This window comes from Bacillus manliponensis (assembly GCF_000712595.1).
GTDB lineage: Bacteria > Bacillota > Bacilli > Bacillales > Bacillaceae_G > Bacillus_A > Bacillus_A manliponensis.
Map to the genome: position 1 here is coordinate 226,709 of NZ_JOTN01000001.1, position 24,463 is coordinate 251,171.

23 protein-coding genes are annotated in these 24,463 nt (G+C 37.6%); 11 read left to right on the top strand and 12 right to left on the bottom strand.

Annotated features, from left to right (window positions below):
• The first annotated feature begins 198 nt into the window (after window positions 1–198).
• From BAMA_RS00990 to BAMA_RS01000, 3 genes are all read left to right on the top strand, one after another.
• Window positions 199–1,407, top strand: a complete 1,209-nt coding sequence (locus BAMA_RS00990; RefSeq protein ID WP_034635226.1) for a NupC/NupG family nucleoside CNT transporter — start codon at window positions 199–201, stop codon at window positions 1,405–1,407.
• 284 nt (window positions 1,408–1,691) lie between these two features.
• Window positions 1,692–2,447, top strand: coding sequence for a diguanylate cyclase domain-containing protein (locus BAMA_RS00995; protein WP_034635227.1), 756 nt, complete (start codon window positions 1,692–1,694; stop codon window positions 2,445–2,447).
• Window positions 2,444–3,739 carry a glycosyltransferase family 2 protein gene (locus tag BAMA_RS01000; protein ID WP_034635229.1) on the top strand — a complete coding sequence of 432 codons (1,296 nt, stop codon included), beginning with the start codon at window positions 2,444–2,446 and terminating at the stop codon, window positions 3,737–3,739. Before BAMA_RS00995 ends, BAMA_RS01000 begins: the two co-directional genes overlap by 4 nt.
• A gap of 691 nt (window positions 3,740–4,430) precedes the next feature.
• On the opposite strand, the gene BAMA_RS25340 is transcribed toward BAMA_RS01000, so the two are convergent.
• Together BAMA_RS25340 and opuD are read right to left on the bottom strand one after the other, a co-directional pair.
• Window positions 4,431–4,565, bottom strand: coding sequence for a hypothetical protein (locus BAMA_RS25340; protein WP_265182699.1), 135 nt, complete (start codon window positions 4,563–4,565; stop codon window positions 4,431–4,433).
• Window positions 4,566–4,799: 234 nt separating this feature from the next.
• Complete coding sequence (gene opuD / locus BAMA_RS01005) at window positions 4,800–6,317, bottom strand: glycine betaine transporter OpuD (RefSeq protein WP_034635232.1); 1,518 nt, start codon at window positions 6,315–6,317, stop codon at window positions 4,800–4,802.
• A gap of 691 nt (window positions 6,318–7,008) precedes the next feature.
• Here opuD and BAMA_RS01010 point away from each other — a divergent pair.
• The 3 genes from BAMA_RS01010 to BAMA_RS01020 all read left to right on the top strand — a co-directional run bounded on the left by BAMA_RS01010 (window position 7,009) and on the right by BAMA_RS01020 (window position 9,331).
• A complete protein-coding gene (locus BAMA_RS01010) occupies window positions 7,009–7,881 on the top strand; it encodes a 3D domain-containing protein (protein WP_034635235.1) in 873 nt (290 codons plus the stop codon).
• Between the two features lie 343 nt (window positions 7,882–8,224).
• Window positions 8,225–8,953, top strand: coding sequence for an N-acetylmuramoyl-L-alanine amidase family protein (locus BAMA_RS01015; RefSeq protein ID WP_034635601.1), 729 nt, complete (start codon window positions 8,225–8,227; stop codon window positions 8,951–8,953).
• Between the two features lie 66 nt (window positions 8,954–9,019).
• Window positions 9,020–9,331: a DUF3910 family protein gene (locus BAMA_RS01020; protein ID WP_034635237.1), complete on the top strand. Its 312-nt coding sequence runs from the start codon at window positions 9,020–9,022 to the stop codon at window positions 9,329–9,331.
• A gap of 21 nt (window positions 9,332–9,352) precedes the next feature.
• Here the strand turns inward: BAMA_RS01020 and BAMA_RS01025 are convergent, their stop codons facing one another.
• Genes BAMA_RS01025 through BAMA_RS01035 form a run of 3 tightly spaced genes read right to left on the bottom strand, consistent with a single transcriptional unit; the run spans window position 9,353 to window position 12,801 of the window.
• Window positions 9,353–10,732, bottom strand: coding sequence for a zinc ribbon domain-containing protein (locus tag BAMA_RS01025; protein WP_034635246.1), 1,380 nt, complete (start codon window positions 10,730–10,732; stop codon window positions 9,353–9,355).
• Between the two features lie 12 nt (window positions 10,733–10,744).
• Complete coding sequence (locus BAMA_RS01030; RefSeq protein ID WP_034635252.1) at window positions 10,745–12,304, bottom strand: zinc ribbon domain-containing protein; 1,560 nt, start codon at window positions 12,302–12,304, stop codon at window positions 10,745–10,747.
• A 5-nt stretch (window positions 12,305–12,309) separates the two neighbouring features.
• Window positions 12,310–12,801, bottom strand: coding sequence for a zinc ribbon domain-containing protein (locus BAMA_RS01035; RefSeq protein ID WP_034635254.1), 492 nt, complete (start codon window positions 12,799–12,801; stop codon window positions 12,310–12,312).
• 158 nt (window positions 12,802–12,959) lie between these two features.
• On the opposite strand from BAMA_RS01035, the gene BAMA_RS01040 reads away from it, so the two are divergent.
• Window positions 12,960–14,579 carry an SWIM zinc finger family protein gene (locus BAMA_RS01040; protein WP_034635255.1) on the top strand — a complete coding sequence of 540 codons (1,620 nt, stop codon included), beginning with the start codon at window positions 12,960–12,962 and terminating at the stop codon, window positions 14,577–14,579.
• The gene (locus BAMA_RS01045; RefSeq protein WP_034635258.1) at window positions 14,563–17,319 is read left to right on the top strand and encodes a DEAD/DEAH box helicase; all 2,757 of its coding nucleotides are present in this window, start codon (window positions 14,563–14,565) and stop codon (window positions 17,317–17,319) included. The genes BAMA_RS01040 and BAMA_RS01045 overlap by 17 nt, the downstream gene beginning before the upstream one ends.
• A 195-nt stretch (window positions 17,320–17,514) precedes the next feature.
• On the opposite strand, the gene BAMA_RS01050 is transcribed toward BAMA_RS01045, so the two are convergent.
• Window positions 17,515–18,006, bottom strand: coding sequence for a VanZ family protein (locus BAMA_RS01050; protein ID WP_034635260.1), 492 nt, complete (start codon window positions 18,004–18,006; stop codon window positions 17,515–17,517).
• A gap of 104 nt (window positions 18,007–18,110) precedes the next feature.
• Here BAMA_RS01050 and BAMA_RS01055 point away from each other — a divergent pair, with 104 nt between their 5' ends.
• Together BAMA_RS01055 and BAMA_RS01060 are read left to right on the top strand one after the other, a co-directional pair.
• Window positions 18,111–18,335 (top strand): DUF1659 domain-containing protein, encoded by a 225-nt coding sequence (locus tag BAMA_RS01055; protein ID WP_034635263.1) that lies wholly within the window; start codon window positions 18,111–18,113, stop codon window positions 18,333–18,335.
• Window positions 18,336–18,466: 131 nt separating this feature from the next.
• Window positions 18,467–18,682, top strand: coding sequence for a DUF2922 domain-containing protein (locus BAMA_RS01060; protein WP_034635266.1), 216 nt, complete (start codon window positions 18,467–18,469; stop codon window positions 18,680–18,682).
• 23 nt (window positions 18,683–18,705) lie between these two features.
• On the opposite strand, the gene BAMA_RS01065 is transcribed toward BAMA_RS01060, so the two are convergent.
• Window positions 18,706–19,095: a DUF4359 domain-containing protein gene (locus tag BAMA_RS01065; protein ID WP_034635268.1), complete on the bottom strand. Its 390-nt coding sequence runs from the start codon at window positions 19,093–19,095 to the stop codon at window positions 18,706–18,708.
• A gap of 222 nt (window positions 19,096–19,317) precedes the next feature.
• On the opposite strand from BAMA_RS01065, the gene BAMA_RS01070 reads away from it, so the two are divergent.
• Entirely contained in the window at window positions 19,318–19,797 is a 480-nt protein-coding gene (locus tag BAMA_RS01070; protein ID WP_034635271.1) for a competence protein ComK, read from the top strand.
• Between the two features lie 93 nt (window positions 19,798–19,890).
• On the opposite strand, the gene BAMA_RS01075 is transcribed toward BAMA_RS01070, so the two are convergent.
• From BAMA_RS01075 to BAMA_RS01095, 5 genes are all read right to left on the bottom strand, one after another.
• Complete coding sequence (locus BAMA_RS01075) at window positions 19,891–20,358, bottom strand: sigma-70 family RNA polymerase sigma factor (protein ID WP_034635602.1); 468 nt, start codon at window positions 20,356–20,358, stop codon at window positions 19,891–19,893.
• A 214-nt stretch (window positions 20,359–20,572) separates the two neighbouring features.
• Window positions 20,573–21,238, bottom strand: coding sequence for a YknW family membrane protein (gene yknW, locus BAMA_RS01080; RefSeq protein WP_034635275.1), 666 nt, complete (start codon window positions 21,236–21,238; stop codon window positions 20,573–20,575).
• 95 nt (window positions 21,239–21,333) lie between these two features.
• Window positions 21,334–22,533 (bottom strand): ABC transporter permease, encoded by a 1,200-nt coding sequence (locus BAMA_RS01085; protein WP_034635277.1) that lies wholly within the window; start codon window positions 22,531–22,533, stop codon window positions 21,334–21,336.
• Window positions 22,530–23,210 (bottom strand): ABC transporter ATP-binding protein, encoded by a 681-nt coding sequence (locus BAMA_RS01090; RefSeq protein ID WP_034635278.1) that lies wholly within the window; start codon window positions 23,208–23,210, stop codon window positions 22,530–22,532. The genes BAMA_RS01085 and BAMA_RS01090 overlap by 4 nt, the downstream gene beginning before the upstream one ends.
• The gene (locus BAMA_RS01095) at window positions 23,207–24,385 is read right to left on the bottom strand and encodes an efflux RND transporter periplasmic adaptor subunit (RefSeq protein ID WP_034635279.1); all 1,179 of its coding nucleotides are present in this window, start codon (window positions 24,383–24,385) and stop codon (window positions 23,207–23,209) included. Before BAMA_RS01095 ends, BAMA_RS01090 begins: the two co-directional genes overlap by 4 nt.
• Between the last annotated feature and the right edge of the window lie 78 nt (window positions 24,386–24,463).

The following is a 24,463-nucleotide window of genomic DNA, read 5'->3' on the forward strand; positions in this document are numbered from 1 at the left end:
AAAGAAACATCATGACAAAATTATGTATAATATATCCTTTATGTGCTATCTTACTATATTTTCTTTCTATTGCGAATAATTGTTAGATGTTTGACCTCTGAAGTCCATTGTGATAAGTTACTTAAGATAATATTTTCATAGAAGTATATGAAATCGTTCTTTTATACTTCTGTACTATGAGAGAGGAGATTCAATCGCATGAATGTTTTATGGGGAATTGGCGGCGTGATTGGAATTTTAGCAATCGCTGTTTTACTATCGTCTGACCGTAAAGCCATTAAATGGCGCACGATTTTAGTTGCACTTGCTCTTCAGATTATATTCTCATTTATCGTTTTAAAATGGGATGCTGGAAAAGCTGCTTTAAAATTTGCTGCTGACGGTGTACAAAGCTTAATTAATTATTCTTATGAGGGTATTAAATTCGTTTCTGGAGATTTAATTAACCCAGAAGGCCCTTGGGGATTCATTTTTGTTATTCAAGCACTACTTCCAATCGTCTTTATTAGCGCGTTAGTAGCAATCTTATATCATTTAGGTATTATGCAACGTTTTATTAGTATTGTGGGCGGTGCATTAAGCAAGCTTCTTGGTACTTCCAAAGCGGAAAGCTTAAATGCTGTAACGACAGTATTTTTAGGACAAACAGAAGCACCGATTTTAATTAAACCGTATTTAACACGTCTTACAAATAGTGAGTTCTTCACAATTATGGTAAGCGGTATGACAGCTGTAGCAGGTTCCGTTCTTGTTGGTTACGCAGCAATGGGTATTCCACTTGAACATTTATTAGCAGCAGCAATTATGGCAGCGCCATCAAGTTTATTAATTGCGAAGCTAATCATGCCAGAAACAGAAGAAGTAAATAACAATGTTGAACTTTCAACTGAACGTGAAGATGCAAACGTTATCGATGCAGCAGCACGCGGAGCATCTGAAGGTATGCATCTTGTTATTAATGTTACTGCAATGTTAATGGCATTTATCGCTTTAATCGCCCTTCTAAATGGTATGTTAGGATGGGTTGGTAGCTGGTTCGATATAAAACTAAGTCTTGATTTAATCTTCGGTTATCTTTTATCTCCACTCGCACTCCTAATTGGTGTGTCACCAAATGAAGCAGTACATGCGGCTAGCTTCCTTGGGCAAAAACTTGCAATCAACGAATTCGTTGCGTATGCAAACTTAGGAAAAGAGATGGCAGAGTTTTCCGATAAAACACTTATGATTTTAACATTCGCAATTTGTGGATTTGCAAACTTCTCTTCGATTGCAATCCAACTAGGTGTAACAGGATCACTTGCTCCTTCACGCCGTAAGCAAATTGCTCAATTAGGAATTAAAGCTGTAATGGCAGGTACATTAGCAAACTTATTAAACGCTGCAGTAGCTGGTATGATGTTTTAATTCACAGTCCCTTTTCAATCGAAAAGGGACTTTTTGTTACCTTTATATCTTTTTATAAGGTTTTAATAATTCATATCTTTCTTTCTTACTCATAGTTTGTTACGATTGGATGTGCGGACAACCTAACAATGAAATTCAGGATAACATGCTACACGAACATCGTATCGTTACACTCTCATTGTAACTCTGTTAACTTCTAGTATTTTACATACTTTTCTCATGATTCATTTTTTCTCTGAATGCACATATTACAAATAACCTACAACTGTTAGGGAGGGAATAAGATGAAAAAAACATACAATAAAGCCTTATCATTATGGATTTTGCAAATCCTTTTTTATTTCTCTACGGTACATATGACTGCATATAAATATGCACTCACTTTTACGATTGCGTACGTACTAGTCAACATACTTTTCTTATTTTTACAGGATAAACATGCTTTTGTCCTCTTTGTTATTGGGATGATTATTTCTGTTTTCTACCTCTTTTATGAGGCGTGGATCTATTTATGGAGTAGCCCAGATCAATTGTACTACATGATTGTCCACTTTCTCATGTCATCAAATTTCTTTCTTATTTACATTTCAACTTATATGTTAAAACAACTTGTTCGAGAAAATATGGAACTAAGCAAACGAGTAGATGTACTAGAACAATATATCGGAGAATCAAAAATATTAACGAAGCAAGAATTCCAAAGACGACAAGCATTATTAGAGAAGGCTATGCGTAGACGAGAAGAAACGGGAATGATCCTCTATTTCGATTTCACTTCTTTTAGCAACTATACAAAGAAAAGCGTCATGGACCGCGTTGCTTCTCTCCTTCTTGACACAGTGCGCCAAGATTTTGATCTCGTTGGAAAATACGACAATAACAAATTAGTTGTTTTTCTACAAAATACAAATGAAGAAGGCGCATCGATAGTGATGAATCGTTTAAAACCAAAATTAAAACAATGGTTAACTGAAGATGCTACTACGCAGATTACAATTGAGAAAGAGCAAATTGGAACGAAGGAGTCGTCGGCCTTATGATGACGTTAATTCTCCTTCTATTATTTATTTTGTTTTGTGTTCTTGCTTTTTGGATTAGCATCGTATTTTCCATTAAGTATGTTCTTATTTTTACAGCATTTTTATTTTCAGGGTTACTCGCATACTACTCTTTCTTAACAGTAGCTGGCCTTGTCCATCGCAATCGAAAAATCAAAGATCGTACACTCTCCCATTATCCGAGCGTAGATATTTTAATCCCTGCTCATAATGAAGGAGTTGTTATTAAAGATACATTAGAAGCAATGGCAAACATCGAATATCCTGGTAAGCTGAATGTTTACTTATTAAATGATAATTCACAAGATGAGACTAGTGAGATTGCTGATTTATTTGATGCTGCATACGCACACATTCACCATATTCGCGTACCACCGGGTGAACCGAAAGGAAAATCACGCGTACTGAACTATGGACTTAGTATTTCAGATGGATTATATTTTTGCGTATATGATGCTGATAATCAACCAGAACCACAAGCTCTCCGCATGCTTGTAGAATACGCAGAAACAACAGAGGATGCCGTTGGTGCTGTTGGTCATGTCCGTACTGTTAATGAAAACCGAAATTGGTTGACCCGAATGATTTCATTAGAATTTCAAATTTTCCAGCTCTTAATGCAATCTGGGCGTTGGCTACTCTTTCAGACAGGATCGCTAACAGGAACAAATATGCTTCTCCGCCGTGATTTGTTAGAAGAGCTAGGCGGCTATGATCCCTATGCAATTGCAGAAGATGCCGAGTTAACATTGCGCATTACACAAAAAGGATTTTTACTACCAATCGTCCCAGAAGCAGTTACATGGGAGCAAGAACCTGAGCATTTAAAAATACTAATAAAACAACGAACCCGCTGGTTACAAGGGAATTTATATATTTTAGAAAAAATGTTCTCCTCCTTTGCTTTCTTTAAAGGAAAACTACTTGTTCATTCACTACAACAAGTATTAGTCTATATCGTATTTTGGTTATTTTTAATTATCTCAAACGTTTGGTTCGTTCTTGGTATATTAGGCCTATTCCAAATTAATTATGCTATACCGCTTTTATTTATGTGGTATGTTGGTTACGTCACCTATGTTGCCCAGCTTTTCAGTGCACAAAGTGTCGACAACACCTTCACACCCATTAACGTATTTATTAGTACAATCATGTACTTCACATATGCCCAACTCTTCACTTATCTATTTATTCGCAGCCTCATCCTCTACTTACGAGCAAAAAGTAAAAAACAAGTCATCGGATGGGACAAAACAGTAAGGTTTAAAAAATAAAAAGCAGAAGCGGCTCGTTTAGAACAGGAGGACGTTGGAGCTCCTTCCTGTGAGGCGCTTTTTGCCTCACAGGAAGGCGCGAAACGACCGACTGTTCTAGCCGCTGGAGCTGGATTCCAATAAAAAGCAGAAGCGGCTCGCTCAGAATGTGAGAGGGGATGGAGCTTCTGACATAGAGGCGTTCTTTGCCTCGGCGAAAGAAGCGAAGCCACCGAACATTCTAGCCGCTGGAGCTGGATTCCAATAAAAAGCGGAAACGGCTCGCTCAGAACGTGAGAGGGGATGGAGCTTCTGACATAGAGGCGTTCTTTGCCTCGGCGAAAGAAGCGAAGCCACCGAACATTCTAGCCGCTGGAGCTGGATTAATTAAAAAGCGGAGATGGCTCGTTCAGCTCTGACCGGCTAAGGTTCTTTCGCACAGAAAGTGTTCTTTACTTTCTCGTGCGGAAGGTTCTTAGACGCGAAGAGCTTGCCATCGGAGCTGGATTCCAGTAAAAAGCGGAAGCGGCTCGCTCAGAATGTAATTTAAACAAACGTTTGATGAAAAGAAAATAAGCATAGAGCGCCGTATGCTCTATGCTTGTTTTTTAGCCGTATAAATTATGTATGTTCAGACAAATACCCCTTAGCTGGAAACAGCTCTCCGTCCATCCCCCAACGAACGAAATGCTTTCTCACGAAAAAAGTGGCTCTACCTTTGCGAAACGAATTGCTTCTCTCGCTCTTCTGTAGACTTTTCTATTTTTTGTTCTGTATGCTCACGCACCGTACGGTGAGCAACGCGCTTTAAACAAATATGTTTCCACTTTCTTTCGTAACGCTTCATAACTCTAGATGTCCTCCCCTTGTTGCACATTAAAAATTGAAATCGCTTACAACAAGTAATATAGCATATATTACATAAAGTGACAACACATTTCCGTCAAAAAATTGTCAAAAGTATACCTTATCTCTATTTTTCAACCAAAAAAAGACCCCCCATTTATATAGAGGGGGCTTTTTGGGTTAAACTAACACTCAGTGAGAAATATCCCCCACTGAATGAAGTTTTACTCCATATTTACAAATGCTTTTTCTTTTTTCCTTCTTTTTGTAATTCCTTAAAGAGCGCAGCCGCCATAAAGAAAATAACAAATGTGAATGGGAATGCAGCAATAATAGATGCTGTTTGTAATGCTGTTAATCCCCCCACATATAAAAGGATTCCTGCAAGTGCCGCCTGCACGATACCCCAAACTAACTTAATGCGATTAGATGGGTTTAAGCTACCATTTGTTGTTAACATACCAAGAACAAACGTCGCTGAATCAGCAGATGTAATAAAGAATGTTGAAATTAATAAAATGGCAATCACTGATAAAATTGGACCAATCGCTCCTAATTCATGGAACATCGCAAATAATCCAATTTCTGTACCAAATTCTTGAATTTGTTCATATAAATTTGTTCCTTGGAATAGCTCCATATGGATACCTGTTCCACCGAAAACTGAGAACCAAAGTGCACCGATAATTGTTGGGACAAGGAGAACACCGATTACGAACTCACGAATGGTACGCCCTCTTGAAACACGAGCAATAAATGTACCAACAAACGGTGACCATGCAATCCACCATGCCCAGTAGAAAATTGTCCAAGACTGAATCCATTCGTTACCTGCTTCATCTAATGGACTTAAACGGAAACTCATACTCGGTAAGTTTTGCAAATATGAACCAATTGTTGATGTGAAGTAATTCATAATAAAGTTTGTAGGTCCTGCAAACAATAAAATAAGCATAATAGCAAATGCCAGCATGATATTCGCATTACTTAAATATTTAATCCCTTTATCTAGACCTGTTTGTGATGAAATTAAATATAGTACTGTAACAACTGCGATGATGACAAGTTGCGTTCCTAGTGAATTAGGAATATCCGTTAAATAACTAATTCCACCTGAAATTTGTTTGGCACCAAGTCCTAAAGATGTCGCAATACCAAATACAGTTGCAAAAACAGCTAATACGTCAAACGTATGTGCAAGTCTTCCATTTTCACCAGACTTGAAAAGTGAGCCTACTGTTGAACTAATCGTACTTGGCTTTCCTTTACGGAATGTAAAGTATGCCATACAAAGAGCAACAAGCGCATATAATCCCCAAGGATGTAAACCCCAGTGAAAAAATGAAAAGCGCAGTGCTAAACGAGCACTCTCTTCTGTAACTCCTTCTCCAACTGGTGGAACGTATAAATGGTTTAAAGGCTCTGCGACACCCCAGAAGATTAAACCAATCCCCATTCCAGCACTAAATAACATTGCAAACCAAGTTAAATAACTATACTCTGGCTCGTCATCATCTTGACCAAGACGAATGGAACCATACTTTGAGAAGATTAACAAAATCGAAATTCCTAAAAATACAGAAACAGAGATGATATAAAACCAACCAAACTTGCTAACTAACATCGACTGAATTGCATCTGTTACATTTCCTAAACTTGCATTTCCAAGCACGGACTCAGGAATAATTCCCCATAATGTAAAAGCAATACAAATTGCTAATGAAATAATAAATGTTTTCGTAAGTTTCCTCATAAAATCCCCCTTCAGTCTCTTTTTTATATCAAATTAAACAATTCCAATATGAAAAATCGGATAAAGTGAAAATTCAATCCGTGTGGGGTCCCTATCCCCCACTAATTATTAGTTGAATCAATCGGGCATTTGCGGGCTGTTATGCGAGGTAAATATTAATAGAAGGAAATCGACAAATTCTTACCTATTTAAAACGATACGATCCTATATGAGGCCTTTCTCCTCATTCAATCCAAATTCACCCGAAAATATAAAGTATTAATTGTACAAATTGAAACGAAATACTCTTTTTTCATTATTTTAGCTGCCTCTTTTTGTAACAATTCAGCAGGTTTTTTTTAGGAATTAGACGTTAGTTTGTGAAAAACAAAACAAATTATTTATATTTATATAATCATTTTAGGCATAAATGCTTGTCAGACTCAAGGAATGCAACCTTATCGTAAACAGTATGTAATACTACAGAAATATTATTAACTCTACCGAAAAAAAGTATGCGTACGAAAAAATACAGTAAAATCCACTCATCTTCTGAATGAAGCGGAAAGAAAACGTTTTTTTGTCTTGTTTTTTTATATTACAAAGTATTAATGACTCGTTACGAATGGTTTGTAATTGTGTGTTTTCGAAAATCACTGGAAAAACAGTTGCTATAATGAGGACACGAAAACAAAAGCAATGGAGGCTATTCATGAAAAAGTTATTTAGTATAGCAACAGCAGCAGTTTTTGGTCTTGGGATTTTCACTTCCTCTGCACAAGCAGAAACAATCGTAACGACAGATGTACTGAACGTACGCGAAAACCCAACTACTGACTCACAAATTGTAGGAAAAGTATTAGAAGGCTATAAATTAGAAGTTACAGATACAGTAGACGGATGGCTACAAGTCCAATTAAACGGTAAAGAAGCATTCGTAAGTTCTGAATTTACAAAGGATGTGTACTATGTAACAGCTGGCGTGTTAAACGTTCGTGCTGACGCAAACACTGATTCAGAAATTCTTGGTAAGTTAACGAAAGATCAAGCGATCGAAACAACTCACCAAGTAGAAAACGAATGGTTACAATTCGAATACGAAGGGCAAACTGCTTATGTTCATGTTCCTTACTTAACAGGTGAAGCTCCTGTTATCGAGAAACAAGAAGTGAAGCAAGCACCTGAAAAGCAAGAAGCTTCAGCTGCACAACCAGCTGCTCAGCAAGCAACAAAGCCTGCTGAACAGCCAGCTCAAGCAGCCCCTGCTCCAAGCAGTGGCCGTGAACTACAAGTTGTCGCAACAGCTTATACAGCTGACCCAAGCGAAAACGGTGGCACATATAATGGCCGCGTATTAACTGCAATGGGTCATGACTTAACTGCAAACCCAAATATGAAAGTTATTGCAGTTGATCCAAACGTTATCCCACTTGGTTCAAAAGTATGGGTTGAAGGATACGGAGAAGCAATCGCTGGTGACACTGGCGGTGCAATTAAAGGTAACCGTATCGACGTTTTACTAGGTTCTAGTGAGGCTGCAAAGCAGTGGGGCCGTAAAACAGTAACTGTGAAAATATTAGACTAAAAAACTGCTATTGTTGTAAAAAACGAAAAAACAGCTCTCATTGTGAGAGCTGTTTTTTTAGTTTTTACTGACTCTACATTTTAAACATGTAGAGAAACTGACTCTTCTTTTCTGTAGCACAAATTTTGCTACCAAAAAAACAAAAAGAGTCATTTCCTAATAATTCGAGCAAAACATATACCTCTCCTCAAAATTAGACAGAAAAACAATTAAAGTGACAAGAATATAAAAAATATTTCATTTATGTTACAAAAATGTATTGCCTATTACACAGTCTGGTAATATAATGAAGTTAAGAAGATGAAATTACAATTAAAACCTATCATTTGGAGGTTGTATGAATATGAAAAAAGTTATTTTGTCAGTTTTAATGTCTACTATGTTAATAGCTCCTATCACTTCTCATGCAGAAGCAAATGATTACATACACAATAATACTGCAAAAGCAGAACAAACAATTCAAAAATCAGGCTGGATAAAAGAGAACAACTATTGGTATTTTTATAAAGATGGAAAGATACAAACTGGTTGGGTATATGATAATGGCATCTGGTATTTCTTAAATAACGAAGGACAAATGCAAACTGGTGCTATTGATGATGGAAATAACGGTTACTTACTAAAACACGATGGTGCTCTCGTTACAACTCCTGGCTGGGTATATCAAGATAGTGCTTGGTATTACATCAATCAAGATGGAACACTCCATTATGGACTTTTAAACGATGTTGGTAAAGTATACTACTTTGGTGAAAATGCGAAAATGCATACTGGATGGATAGGTGAATCTATCTACGGTGCTTATCATTACCAAGACGGTTCACGTGCATTTGGATGGCACTTCATTGATCAAACATGGTACTATTTCGGTAACGATGGTATCACACATAACGGTTGGCTTTACGACAATGGGAAATGGTACTATCTTATAGCTGGACAAATGCATATCGGCTGGTTACAAGATGGTCATAACTGGTACTATTTAAAGAAAGATGGTACGATGACAACAGGAAAGATAGTTATTAACAATATCTCCTACTCTTTCGCGAAAGATGGAAGATTACTGAAATAAATATTAAGAGTAGAGGGTTTCCTCTACTCTTTTTTACTATGATACAAAAAGAAGGTGCTATAACATATGAATATAAATAAGCCTGTCAACTGGATTGGTACACCAAAAGCATACATTTATAAAGATGATATTACATATGATGCCGTTGCAATTGATTTCGCGGTAGAGCAAGATGACGCACGTTATAAATTAATCATCTTAAAACATCGTAATGATATGCAATATAAAATTATAAAATATGGCGTAAAGCCTGGAGCACAAAAGCCTTTTCCAATTGATACAGGACATCATTACAAAAATGAAACAAATCCGCTTATTGAAAGTATTTTACAAGACCCTTATGTACAAATGGTATTACAACAAAAGCCGATCTCATGAAATAGAGATCGGCTTTTCTTCTTATTCCCCAGTTGGGCCTGAAATATTTTCTGTTTTCAATGTTTCATTCTTACCTAAAGAGTGATACAAAATCTTTCCTTCTTTTGTTACTGTTACGAAATGTTCATTATGAAAACTCTTAAATTTAGTAGAACCATCACCATAATGAATATAATACTCTTCATACGTTTTCACAGTATACTCGGATGTACTCGTCCGCTTTACATCACGTACTTCAAATTGTAATAGCTCTTCTGTAATCCCTTTTTTAAATAGATACTTTAAGTATTCGCGATCTGTTTCGTACCCTTTCCCACTTCTATTATAATGATCTTCAATTAAACTAAAATCATTTAAGTTAATTGCACGAACATTTTCTCGAATATGGTTATGAACAAATTCTCCAACTTCAGTTTCACTTACTTGTGTAGGAAATTCAAGATAATAACTGCTGTCCGTACCGATTTTTACGCTTTCGGTCGCTGATACACCCCAGCTAAATTTCTTCTCTAAATGCACTTCAACAGTTTCATCAGTTGAAACAGGTCCAAGTTCATAGCTACCATCATCTAGTTTGCCACGCTTCTCTCCGTTAACGTAGATTGTTGCATCATCCTGATCTGACTCAATGATTACATAATGTCCTTCAAGCGGTAGTTCAACTTCTACTTTTCCATCTTGCTTACCTGCTAATTCAACCTCTTTTTCACTTTCTAATGTCGTGAGATCAGATTTTGCAACAGCCTTCACACGATGAATGCCAGGGAAGTATGGACCAACTTCTTTTGCAAAATCTGCATTCTTAATTTTCCCTATCTCTTTATCATTCACATAAATCGTTGTATCTTTTGCATTTGTTTGAACGTCCATATAGTACGCTTGCACTTGTAATTTATACACCGGATACAACATCCACTTCTTCCCTTTCTCTACAACTTGAGCATCTGGAAAGCTATCTTCCTTTTTCACAACTAACCCATCAACCGTTTGTGTATTTAAATACGATATGAACCCATCATAGTATGATGGATTTTCTTTCATATAACGTAAATATGACTTCACATCACCTTCTGTTATTTTTACTCGTGTGTCACTCGCTTGCATCATTGACACTAACGCTTTTGTATCTTGTTTCTCTACAGCTTGGATAAATGATTTCACTTGTTTTTCTTTTGAAAATTGATACGCACCAAATTGGTAAGCACCAAACAGAAGCGCTACTATTACCGCAACGCTAATAGCAAAACTACTCTTCCATTTTGATTTTTTCTGCTTTTCTTCTGTTACAATATTTTCTTGTTGAACTACGTTTTCTTTTGCATTATCTATTTTCTTCCCACAATTTGAACAAAATTGTAACGATATGTCTAAAGTGGTACCGCATTCTTTACAAAACTTCATAAATATTCCTCCTTACTTCTTTACTAGCTTCATACCAGCAAACGAAGCTGCATACGCAATGACAAAGCTAAATAATAACAAATACATCGGATGGTTTTGTACAGAAAGTAACGTGCCATCTATTTGAATAAATTGAGCTAACATCCCCTCTGTTTTCCCATTGATTGTAATGCTTGATATAAAATTGATCGTAACTGCTGTTATTGCATATGTGCCACTCAACACCGATAATGTCATGTACATCTTTTGTAAATGATTACGCGCTAATTTTCTGCCAGCTAAAAACAGTAATGCAATAGGAATGAGTGTTAATAACAAACCACGGTGAAGCTTGCCATTCAATACTTCCGTTTCTTGTATATCAGTCACACTCGCCCCTTCTGCTACAAATAAATCCTTCATAGAAGTACCACTAATCGATACCCCACCCACATAAGAAAAATCTAAGAAAAGCTCCTCGCTTGAAAGCTCGCCCAGTGATTCATTAAATTCTCCCCGGAACTCTTCTCCTAACACTTCACTTTCAATTCGCAACGGGGAAAAGTGAGCTGCACCCCATGCTTTTGGTGCTATTTGTGTAGCAATCATAAATGTCTCATCATCGTTTGAGCTTGTGTAGTCTGGTAATATATTCATGAAGGCTCCTACAAACACGACACTTGAAATCATTAGTCCCACTATTGCACTCATAAAGCCGTAATACATAGAAGAACCATACGGAAGCAATTTCTCGATATAAGCCGCTCGATTTGTACGCCCTGCATATAGTAACATTCCGATAAAACTAAATAACGTTCCATAAATCACACCAGCTATTAAACTAGCTACCGATGAATACCCTATGTTCACCACTAGAGTATTTTCTAACAGATTATCCATTGTAATTTCATTAGCTGCTATAAAACTTACAATCATTAAAAATAAACCATAAATAAGACCAGTCATACATGCTGTCATCCCTTTTTCTACTACAGATGACATTTGATATTTTTTTTGCAGCCACATTCCAACTCCACTAATAGTAAGAATAGGAATACATATTAGAATAAAGAATGGTATATCTAACAAGAGTTTGCCCCCTGTACTTTCTACCGTTATACTAAGCAAATGATAATTTAAAATACTATTCGATATTCCACCAAAGGAATCTGATAGCAACCCGTTCATGACATATGAAAAATCTGAATCCCCAAAGATTTCACCTAATGTTCCTTGTATGGCATTACCTAGTACAAGCTTACCAATCCAAGCTACAAATAACATTGCTAAACTAACAAGAGCACCACCAAACACACCACGCTGCAAAACTCCTTTTTGATCAACTGTTGAAATCCCCTCTATTTGAATCGTTCTTTCAACGGTACGTGTTTTTGCAACGACTTTTAATGTAGGTTCCCCGCACTTCATGCAGTATGAGTCTTTCACTTCATTTTGACTACCACATGTGCGGCAGTATGTAGTGTCCGCTTGCTGAAGTGTAACTGTATTTCCGAAAGAATTCATCATTACTCCATCATGAGAACAATAATTTGCAGATTCTAATTGTTCTGTTCCACAAATTTTGCAATACATACTCATCACTCCTTACTTTGTTTCATCCCACAAGCAGGACAGAACATTGATTCTTTCGCAATACTTACTTCACATGATAAGCATGATACTGTTTCTACTTTTCGCTGCTCTACAAGCATTGTATTTTTTTGACCACATTGTCCACAGAACTTATCAGTAGCTGCTAATGTACCCCCACAAGTACATGTACCTTTTTTATGTTGTTCTTGTTGTAGATTAGCAATATTATCATAAGCATTATATATAGAAATATCGATATTTTGTACTGGTACAATCAGCTGTTTCAACTCTTCTTCTCGCAAACTTCCATTGCGCAACTGCACATACGTACGCTGTCCAAGCTCCAGCAAAATTTCTGCCTTTTGTTGCAGCTGACTATTTATCTCCTTTTTTAGTTGTGCAATTTCTTGGGCCGTTTGCAATTTTATTTTCCCTTGCTCAATACCTTCTTGCAACTTGTTCATTCCGTTGCCTAATTTTGTTTGTAAATCCGACATTTTAATCCCTCCCAAAATAAAAAAAATAACATTTCCATAAAAAATATATTTTAGCATAATTTTCAAATGATGAGTTGTTTTCGATTTGATTTTTTCTATTTTTACTGCAAATTTGTTTATAATGTAGAAGAACGAAATTTTTTGTACGGAGGAATCTTATGCTTCAACATTCGATTACGAAAGATGAAATTATGGAGCTAGCCCATACATTTGTAGAAGGGCTTAGTCCCAATCAAGAAGCTGATAAAGAACACGTCGCAAATGCACTTAGTCTATATAGAAGCGGCCTTGTGTATAACGTGGACTTTGATGGCTATACGCTCTCTGGGACTGCCGAAGCTGATGGAACCATTTATAGCGTAAACATTCTCATTCAAAAGCCAAGTGACAGTTACTGTGACTGTTTTTCTGCAACGCAGTGTGAACATATGTTAGCTGTTTTACTATCTGCAGCGGCAAGCTTCGGAAAAGTAGGCGATGTACTGACATTATTTAAAAAGAAAAATAAGCCTGCCCTCCCTCCTATCCGTACAGCGCGCCAAGTACTACAAACAACATTATTTGAAGAAACGGATTATGGAAGCTGGCTTACTTATTTTGAAAAGGAATACACTTCCTACAAGGCAGAACAAACAAAATTATCGTATAAACAAATGTACTTTCTTATGAATATCTTTTCAGAGTTTTATACACGCATAGAACGAAAAGCACCTCGCGTTGTAACTGTACATGAACTATTCAAATTACACGCAGCTCTTTTTTCCTTTGAAAAGTTACTACAAGAAATCGAAGAATTTGAAGAAAAGGGAGGATATTCTTATCATCAGCCAGTGCAAATTGTTCGCCTCTTTGTTGATAAAATAGACGGTCTTATTCGTGATTTACGAACAGAATCAATCCCTGCGAAGTTAAAGCCAGCATTGCAAGAAATTGCTCGCGCCATTCATTCTATTTTCTTCGCAACAACATCTTATATTCCAGAACGCTTCTTCCTTTACCATTACGCATGGAGTGAGCTTCTATTTGAAGAAACTTTTATAAAGGAAGAGAAAGAACGTATTGATGAAAAGATGCAACCTGTTTTAAAAGCTTTAGCATATACCCATCTGCTTTTCCTACAAAAGCAAGATGACGATGCAATTGATATGTTATCCAACCAAACACCAAAGCTTGTACACCTTTACTTCCACTGGATTGAAGATTTACTACATTCTATGCAGTGGGATCGTGCAAAAAGGTGGATATCATTTACGTACAACCAAGTAAAAGAAACGATGAAAGAAACAGATGAGCCTTACTTTATACGAGAAATTGTCCATATGTTTGTTAGCACCTATGAAACATACGCAACACAAACAAATGAGCAAGCTGGATATGAAATGATTTTACAAGAACTATTACCATACAGCTTCGATGATTATGAGCAATACATTCTTGCAAAACAGCAATATCATACGTGGACAGAACTTCATTTATTCTACGGATTTGATGCGATTGAATATTTAAAAGAACCGCTCAAGGAAGTGGAAAAAGCAGCTCCCGAAGCCGCCCTTCCGCTTTATCATATCGCTGTCGTAAATACAATTGAAGAAAAAAATAGAAAATCATATCGCCGTGCTGTTCGTTACTTAAAGAAATTGCGTACATTGTATAAAAAGTTGAAACGTACAGATGAATGGCAAACATATATAGGAATGATTGCCTCTTCTCACTCACGATTACGAGCATTACAAGAAGAAATGCGGAAAGGAAAATTAATTGATGATAATACCAACTGAAATCATCCTCCGGCTTGAACGTATAAACAACAATTGGTTTCTTTGGGCAGAAGACGATACTGGGTTGCCTTTATCAGTGCATAACTGGAAGCAGCAAGCATTTACGTGGCATGCCTCTTCCTTTTACGGAACGGCTTTACAAGAAGGTGTGCATGACGGACGCAGTGGTATCATAATGAATCCTGTTCAAACATTAGAATATATTGCAAAAAAACCAGCGAATTCATTCATGCTCCTGCAGCTAAGCGAAAGCATTACGGAGTCTTCACACATCGCAACTGAAATGTGGAGTGCCTATATGACCGGCGATTTTCTTCCTGATATGGAAAGTTGGGAAAAAGCACCATCTTGGAAAATCAAGGCGACAAATGTTGTAGATGACAGAGTGCAGCAGCTCTTTTCAGCCGCTGTAAACGAAACAGTTCGCCGCGATACACGCTCGGGCGATGCATGGGACGAAGTAAAGCGGCTCTATGAACATTACGACTTTACGAAAAAACAACTACAAACAGCGATTCACGAAGAAGATTGGCTTCGTAAAATCGGATTTATCGAAGACGATCTCCCATTTGTAGTTGGACTTCGCTTACAAGAGCCAAAAGAGGACTTTGAAGCGTGGAAGCTTGAAACAATTGTTACGGCGAAGCGAGGAACGCAGCGCGTATACGTCTATACAGATATCAACTCGTTACCTAAGCGCTGGCAACCTCACGATGAACGTATTACAGAAGCACAAGAAGGATTTGGTAATCTTGTACCATGGTTAATGGAAGATGAGCAGTTTCGAACAGAGCTATATGAACAAGAAGCATGGAGATTTTTAACAGAAGCAAGTCATGAGTTGCTAGCTGCTGGCGTTGACATCCTCCTGCCGTCTTGGTGGCAAAACGTGAAAGCAACAAAGCCGAAATTACGTGCACTTGTGCAGCATGATACGAAGAAAAGCGAATCGTTCTTCGGTATGAATACACTCGTTAATTTCAACTGGCGCATTTCTACTAATGGAATTGATTTATCAGAGGCTGAATTTCTAGAACTCATTGAACAAAACCGAAGACTTATCAATATAAATGGCGAATGGATGCGCCTCGATCCTGCCTTCATTGAAGAAGTAAAGAAATTAATGAAAAAAGCAGACAAATATGGCCTTGAAATGAAAGATGTCGTTCAGCAGCACTTACTAAAAACAACTGAAGTAGAAGTTACCGAAGATGACGATCCGTTCTCAGAGATTGAAATTGAACTAGACGACTATTATGACAAGCTCTTTGAACGACTCGTAAAACTTGGGGACATTCCAGAAATTGAAATTCCCGCGTCCTTACAAGCAACATTGCGTCCTTATCAAAAGCAAGGTGTCGAATGGCTCCTTTATTTAAGAAAGCTTGGGTTTGGTGCGTTGTTAGCCGATGATATGGGCCTCGGAAAAAGTATCCAGACAATTACATACTTACTTTATACAAAAGAACACGATTTAAAGACTGGTCCAGCACTTATTATTGCACCAACATCTGTACTTGGAAACTGGCAAAAAGAGTTCGAGCGGTTTGCACCGCATATGAACGTAAAGCTTTATTACGGAAGCAATCGTCCAAAGGGTGAAGATTTCACACAATTTCTGCAAGATGCTGATGTTGTATTAACATCTTATGCCCTTACGCAGCTTGACGAAGAGGAACTAAGTAGCAACTGCTTTGATGCCATCATTTTAGATGAAGCACAAAATATTAAGAATCCGCACACGAAGCAGTCCCGTGCTGTGCGAAACTTACGAGCAAATCATAAGATTGCTCTAACCGGAACACCGATGGAAAACCGCTTAGCGGAATTATGGTCTATTTTTGACTTTTTAAATCACGGCTACTTAGGAAGCTTGCCGCAGTTTCAGCGCCGCTTCGTGTCACCAATTGAAAAAGACCGTGATGAGACGAAAATACAGCAAGTACAGCGGCTTATTGGTCCGTTCTTACTGCGCCGCACGAAGAAAGATCAAAACGTGGCACTTAACTTACCTGATAAGCAGGAACAAAAAGCATATTGCCCATTAACCGCTGAACAAGCTTCCCTTTACGAACAACTTGTTCAAGATACATTAGCGCAAGTAGAGGGCTTAGCAGGAATTGAAAGACGCGGATTCATTTTAATGATGTTGAACAAATTAAAACAAATTTGTAATCATCCATCTTTATACTTAAAAGAAGAAAACCCAAAAGATGTCGTCGAGCGCTCATTAAAAATGGAAACGTTAGTAGAACTGATTGAAAACATACGTGACCAAAATGAAAGCTGCTTAATTTTCACGCAGTATATCGGTATGGGCAACTTATTAAAGAATGTTCTAGAAGAACACTTTGGAGAACGCGTTCTATTCTTAAATGGTAGCGTACCAAAGAAAGATCGTGACAAAATGATTGAGCAGTTCCAAAACGGTACGTATGGCGTCTTCTTGCTTTCTTTAAAAGCTGGTGGAACAGGTCTTAACTTAACAGCAGCGAACCATGTTATCCATTACGACCGCTGGTGGAACCCTGCTGTCGAAAACCAAGCGACAGACCGAGCTTACCGCATCGGACAAAAGCGCTTCGTTCATGTGCACAAGCTTATTACAACCGGAACACTTGAAGAAAAAATCGATGAAATGTTAGAACGAAAACAGTCACTAAACAACGCGATCATTACAAGTGATAACTGGATTACTGAGCTATCTACAGATGAACTGAAAGAATTGCTTGGCGTTTAAGGCTTGTTTGACTGAATAAATCAAAGAGTGGCTGATTTCTACCCCGTTTTGACCGGATAAATCAAAAAGTGGCTGGATTCCGCTCCGTTTTGGCCGAATAAATCAAAAAGTGGCTGATTTCTACCCCATTTTGACCGGATAAATCAAAAAGTAGCTGAATCCACATACTTACACAAAAAAGCGAATTCGTAACCATTACGAATTCGCTTTTTTTCGCTTCCAAAACAAGCTAGCGATGAAAATACCTGTTAAACCACCGCATGTATCTAATACAGAATCTTGCCACATTGGTGTTCTGTCTCCAGTAAATCCTTGATGAATCTCATCAAACCCTGCATATGCTGCGACGAGGACGAGTGCGAGCCAAAACGCTCTTTTTCTTTGTACTTCTGATTGAATAAGTGCTGTATACATAAGCACGCCAAGAATAAAGAACACACCAAAATGTGCACCTTTTCGAATAAAGAATTCAACAAAACCGCCGACTCCTTTATTTTCAATACTAACAGGTGTACCTCCGCCGTAATCAATCGATACTCCTGAGAAATTTTTCTCCACAAATTCTGTATTGATATAATCTTCGATCCCAGAGCGCATATCTTGCTTGCCGTATGGCTGCGCTGAAGAATAAAAAATAATTCCCATCCATATGAAAACAGGAATCCAAAATAGCCATTTTCGATTCATAGCTTCTCCTCACTTCCTTGTTTAAGGGTATCAAAAAAAAATAAAAATTTCACGCCAAATTTATGTAGCGCAACTTATATATAAAGCGAAAGGAGGTGAGAGACATGGCGGTTCAAACAATCGTATCCGACATGAATTTACGTCTCGTTTTAAACGGCGGAAAAGATGAGAACGGAAAAGACATCATGAAAAATAAACAGTTTAAAAACATTAAGCCTGATGCTGACGCTGAGAAAGTACATGAAGTTGCACTTGCACTTGCTTCGCTACAAAACTTCCCATTACATGCTGTTCAGCTTATTAGCACAGCAGACGTATCTAACCAATAATAAAGTGAAACTTCACTCAGTGGGGGTTTTACGGGCTGTTAATCTCCCACCTAAACTTCTTCGCTTTCCTCAAGTTTTGAGGTGGGAGTCTTACTGCCCGCAAATAGCGGGATAAAAGGAGGAGATAACAAATGAAAACATTGGAGCTAATCTTTTTGAAAGACGACGGCAAAACAACAAATTTTTCGCTCGATAATCCTGTTACACCAGTGAATGAACAAACAGTCAACGCTGCGATGAACACCATTCTTGCATCAGGTATCTTTACAACACTTGGTGTACAAGCTCGTAAAAAAGAAGCGCGCCTTGTTGAGCGCAACGTCTCTGATATTATGATTCAAGCATAAGGAAAAAGGAGTAACCGCCTCGGTTACTCCTTTTTCTTCTCTGGCATATCAACCGGAATAAAGTGGTCTGCAATACCAACCGATACATATTTATATGTATCTTTTCCTATTGAGAATTCAGTCGTATACGTCGAGAAGAAAATATAATCACTTCGCTCTGTATAGTGATCAATAAGTGTATCAACTTGTGGTTCCACATATTTCTTCGCAACATTTTGACCAAATTTCGCTAACTCACCAAATAGTCCCCCTTTATCTTCCTTCTCAATTTCCGTTAGCTTTTGACTTACGTCATTTCGTTTCATAAATTGCTTTGCTGCCCAGCTTGTATATGCACTTTTACTCGGGTTGCTATTTGCTAAATACACGAGTAGCACAATCAATAAAATCCCGAAAATATACTTTTTCTTCATGATTATCACCGCCTACCTTTTTTCTTATATTCCATAACAAGAAAAGAGAATCCTTTCGCCTATACATATGAAACGAGTATATAAAATAGACAAACTAGGACGTTTAACAAAATCCCAATTTAAAGCAAAAATTTACGTTTTTTTACAAATAATTCAAATTCTATTTATATTTCACGTGTATAATCAAATGCGTAATATAATTATTAAAAGAGGGGGATGCATATGGAAAAACATACACTTGGTGATTATACCATTTCACTTAAAACGATGATGTTACAACCTATCGCTCACTCAGTCTATCAAACAAAAATTTTCGATACTGATGGTCAATTTTATTCAAAGAAAACACCACTTGAACTCATTAAAGAAAGCTGCCTTACTCAAACCTACAGTACATACGAAGGGCGAAGACAGGCCATTCAAAAGAAATACGACATTAAAAACAATGTACCCATTCCACTCGATCACCGCAACTACCTCTGTGCTATTCCAACAGCATCCCCTGAGCGCTGGGACTGCTCCTGGCTTTTTTACGGACAAGTTGCACGCTTTGATCCTCATGGGAAAGACACAAAAATTCACTTTCATAATAAAGATTTTAATGTGCTAAAGGTTGGCTTAAATAAAATAAAAAGACAATATATGCGCACTGGTGACCTTTTAGCAAAAATGAATTTGACGGATCGGAAAAATAAATTGTAAGGAGGCAATATGTTTGCCTCCTTTTTATCCCGCTATTTGTGGGCTAACAATCAGTGGGGGATGGAGCCCCCTACTGAGTAAAGTTTCACTTTACTACTTCTTCCGCATTTTCTCTAGTGCCTTTCTATAAATCCAGCGCACTTGATGATACGTAATACCAAGTTCTTCGGCAATTTCATCCATTTTATTTCGATTGTAAAAATATGAAGTAACTACAAAACGCTCCGTTTCATTTAACATGCTTGTATACTCAAAAAACACCTTCTTATCTTCAACCTTTCCACTCACATATTCCATGCTATCTTGTTCCATCATCGTATGACGAGTTTCAAATCGTTTCTCTTTCTTTAACTGTTCAATTAAATAACCACGCACATTTATATATGCATACGATGGAAAACTCCCTTTTTCCCCATCATAATTAGCATAAGCCCTCCAAAGCCCAATAAGCCCGCACTGATAATACTCTTCATGATTTTTATAAATACAAAGCTTCTTCAGTTGCCCTTTAATCATATTTTCATAAAGCATAACAGCATCTTCAAACGTCGCTGGTTTCATACACTGCTCATTTCTAAAAGGTACACCTTCTTTGTATTCCGCGGTACCTTTACAGTACAAAAAGCCAGCTTCTTTTTCACCGTGAGTTATTGCAAATTTCCCTAGTGAAAATTGCAGTTTCCTTTAGCGAAATTTGCAGTTTTGTAGCTGTTAGCTTAAATTAGGGCAAAAATAAAAAGGCTCTTATAGAAGAACCTTTTTACGTAATCTAAGATTACATTCCAAACATATTACCTAAAAGACCAAATCCTACAGAAATCAAGAAGAAGATTACCATAAGAATTGTTGCTTTATTTTTACTCAAACCAGCAACAATGTGTAAGCCCATCCCTGTTACAATTAATCCCCAAATTGTAAAGATTTCAATGGAATTCGCAATGGTACCAATTGTTGTTTTTGGATCAAACAATGGTCCTAAGCCAGTGTACATCACTTGCCCATCTCCACCTAAAGCCATTGCAAAAATGGCATTTAAAATCACACCAAGGTACGAAATGATGCTTGCATATACTGTAATAGATAATAGCTGTTTATAAGAAGTATCATTTCCCATAAGCATCATAATAACTTTGTAGATCCCTGCTCCAATAAAGAAAGTCACCGGAATACCAATGATTCCTCCAAGCGCTCCTCCAACATATGTGAACGTCTTAGCCATCCCTGTTGGATCTTCTGCAAATACTTTTACCATCTCAGGTGTTTGAATAAGCGCATGAGTTACAGCTAAAGAAGATAACGTACCTATCAATACGATTAAAAAGAACGCTCCCCATACAGGGCTATTTGTCTTCATTCTCTCAAACTGCATCCCTGGTGAAGTAATCATTCCGAATAATGAAGGTTTCTTCGTACTTACTTCTGCGTTTACATTTGGTTCCATGTAAAAGCCTCCCTTTTATATTTTTCCCCGTTCTTACGGGTGAGTCATCTCTACTTTTGTAGTAGAGATGAACCACCCATAAGAAACAAGGTTATTTACTCATAACGTAATGCTTCAATTGGATCAAGCTTCGCTGCTTTGTTTGCTGGCATTAACCCGAAAACCACACCAAGCGTCATTGAGAACAACATACCGCCAACGACAACTTCCCATGAAACGAGCGGTGGCCATTTTGCAAACACTGATACGAGGTATGCTCCGCCGTATCCAAGACCAATTCCAATGATTCCGCCAAGCAGCGTTAACATAACAGATTCAATTAAGAACTGAAGTAAAATTTGGCCACGCGTTGCACCAAGTGCTTTACGCACCCCAATTTCACGCGTACGCTCTGTCACGGATACAAGCATGATGTTCATTACACCGATACCACCAACGACTAATGAAATACCAGCGATACCACCGATAATCATCGTCATAATGCTTGTTACTTTTGAAATGCTAGCTTGTATTTCTTCTAGATTCACAACTTCATATTCACCTGGAATATCACTTGGCTTGCGCGCATTTAACACCTCAACTGCACGTTTACCAGCTTCTTCTAACTTATTAACATCTTTTGCTTGTACGGCAATATTTTGAATCTCACTTACACCATACAACGTTGGCCAAATTGAGATTGGTAACAATACTTCTGTCATACCAAACCCCATAAACTCATTATCAGACTTATATACACCAATAATCTGCAGAGGCTGACCTTTCATTTCAATAATCTCACCGACAGGATTAGAGTCTGGGAAGAATACTTTTTTTGCTTCTGTATTAATCATGACAACGTTGTTACCATTCTCAACATCTGATTGCTCTAATGAACGTCCTTCAACAACTTTGATTTTGTTCACGTCAAAATATTCGCTATCAAGTCCAGTAATCGATGTCACTTCTTTCTTCTCATTAATATCAAGTGGTTCCATACTAGAGTTCGTTGTAACAACATGTGCAATCTCTGGAAGTTGTTTCAACTCGAAAATATCTTCATCCGTTAGTTCTGGGCGTTCTCCCATTCCCATCGCAAACGGATCATTAATATCCGCTGTAAATGTAATCGGAATCACTTTATTTCCTGAACCGGCAAACTGCGATTTTAACATCGCTTCTCCGCCCTGCCCAATCGCAACAACGGTAATAATTGAACCAACACCAATAATAATCCCAATCATCGTTAGTGCTGAACGTAATTTATGTGCAAGAATAGAACCGAGTGCAATTTTAATACTATCTAGTAAACTCATATCGCACACCTTCTATCTTCTGTAATGAGTCCGTCACGCAGCATGATTCTTCTTGATGAATACTCTGCTACTTCTTCTTCGTGTGTAATCATCACGATTGTTGTACCTTCTTTATTTAACTGTGTAAAAATGTCCATTACTTGTTCACCAGACTTTGTATCAAGGGCACCTGTTGGCTCATCGGCCATAATGAACGTCGGTTTATTTGCAATTGCACGTGCAATTGCTACACGTTGCTTTTGCCCACCTGATAATTCATTTGGTAAGTGATGAACGCGGTCGGATAGTCCAACCTTTCCTAACGCCTCAAGAGCACGCTGACGACGTTCTGCCTTTTTCATTCCGCCATATATAAGCGGTAATTCCACATTTTCTACCGCTGAAAGACGTGGTAGTAAGTTGAAGTGCTGGAATACAAAACCAATATATTCATTACGAATAAGGGCTAGTTTTTTCTCATCTGCTGTTAAAATATTCACGTCATTTAGTACATATTCACCTTTTGTTGGACGATCTAAACAACCGATAATATTCATAAGAGTTGATTTACCAGAACCAGATGGTCCCATAATCGAAACAAACTCACCGCTTTTAATCTCTAAGCTAATGCCGTGTAGAATTGGCACTTCAAATTTTCCTTGATTATACGCTTTATGAATATCTTTTAACGTAATCATTTCTTCGTCACTTCCATTCCGTCATACAGTTTGTCGGAAGGATTTTGAACCACCTTTTGTCCTACTTTTACACCTTCAAGAAGTTCTACATATTTACCATCAGTTGCACCTTTTTTCACTTCTTGCTTTTTCAGTTTTCCTTTTTTCTCTATGTACACATAGTTTTTATCGCCTTCTTCAATTACACTGTTACTTGGAACAGCGATCATCGTTTGGCTGTTTAATTCCACTTGTAAAGATACGTGGTAACCTGGAGATAGTCCCTCTTGTGTATCTAATGTTGCTTTATATGTGTAATAAGACATGTTCTGTCCTTGTTCTCCTGCCATACCTTGCGCTTCTGCACTCGTTGGATATTCACTCACCTCAACGATTTTACCAGTCCACTCTTGCTTCTGAGCTGCTTTTGCTGTTACTTTAATTGGTTGATCTTTTTGAATTTGTGATTTTTGAAGTTCTGTTACTGTTCCATGAACTTGGAATGGGTCTTTAGAAGCGACTTGTAGAAACGGTGTTCCTTGTCCACTCATCGCTTGGCTAGAGCCTTGCGCTGCGTCTTTATTTACCTTTTGAACAACACCATTGAAACTGCTGTATACCGTTAATTCACCTTGCTTTTTCTTTAACTCTTGTTGATGAAGAGCTCCTTTTTCCTTCTCAAGCTCTGCAACCTTTTGCTGCATTTCTAACTCGCTTAGCTGAGCTTCTAACGGCTCTGTTACCTCTTTACCTGCTCCGCTATCTTTTGCTGATTTAATATCTTTTTTTAAGGAATCGATTTTCTTCTTACCTTGATCAATATTCATTGTCGTCATCTTTTGATCAAGCTCTGCTTGCTTCATTTGTAAATTCATTTCTTCATTATCATAAGAGAATAACTTATCCCCTTGCTTTACTTCTTGACCTTCTTTTACTGCAATCTCCTGTACTTTTCCTTTTGTTGGATCCGCGTAAAAGTTTTCAATATTACCTGGTTTTACTTCCCCTGCAATAAGCTTCGTATTACTTAATGTTCTTTCTGTTACCGCTGTTAATTTCACATCAACGTCTTTTCCGACTTTCTTATTTTTCATAACGAAAATATTTACTGCTACAACGGCAACAACTAATGCGATAATACCAGCAATAATCCACTTTTTCTTTTTATTAGGTGTACGAGCGGTTTCTGTTATCATAGTTCCTCTCCTTTATACTCTTCATAAAAACATTTGATTACGCAAAACTTTCTGACTATTAAAAACGAAATTATTGCA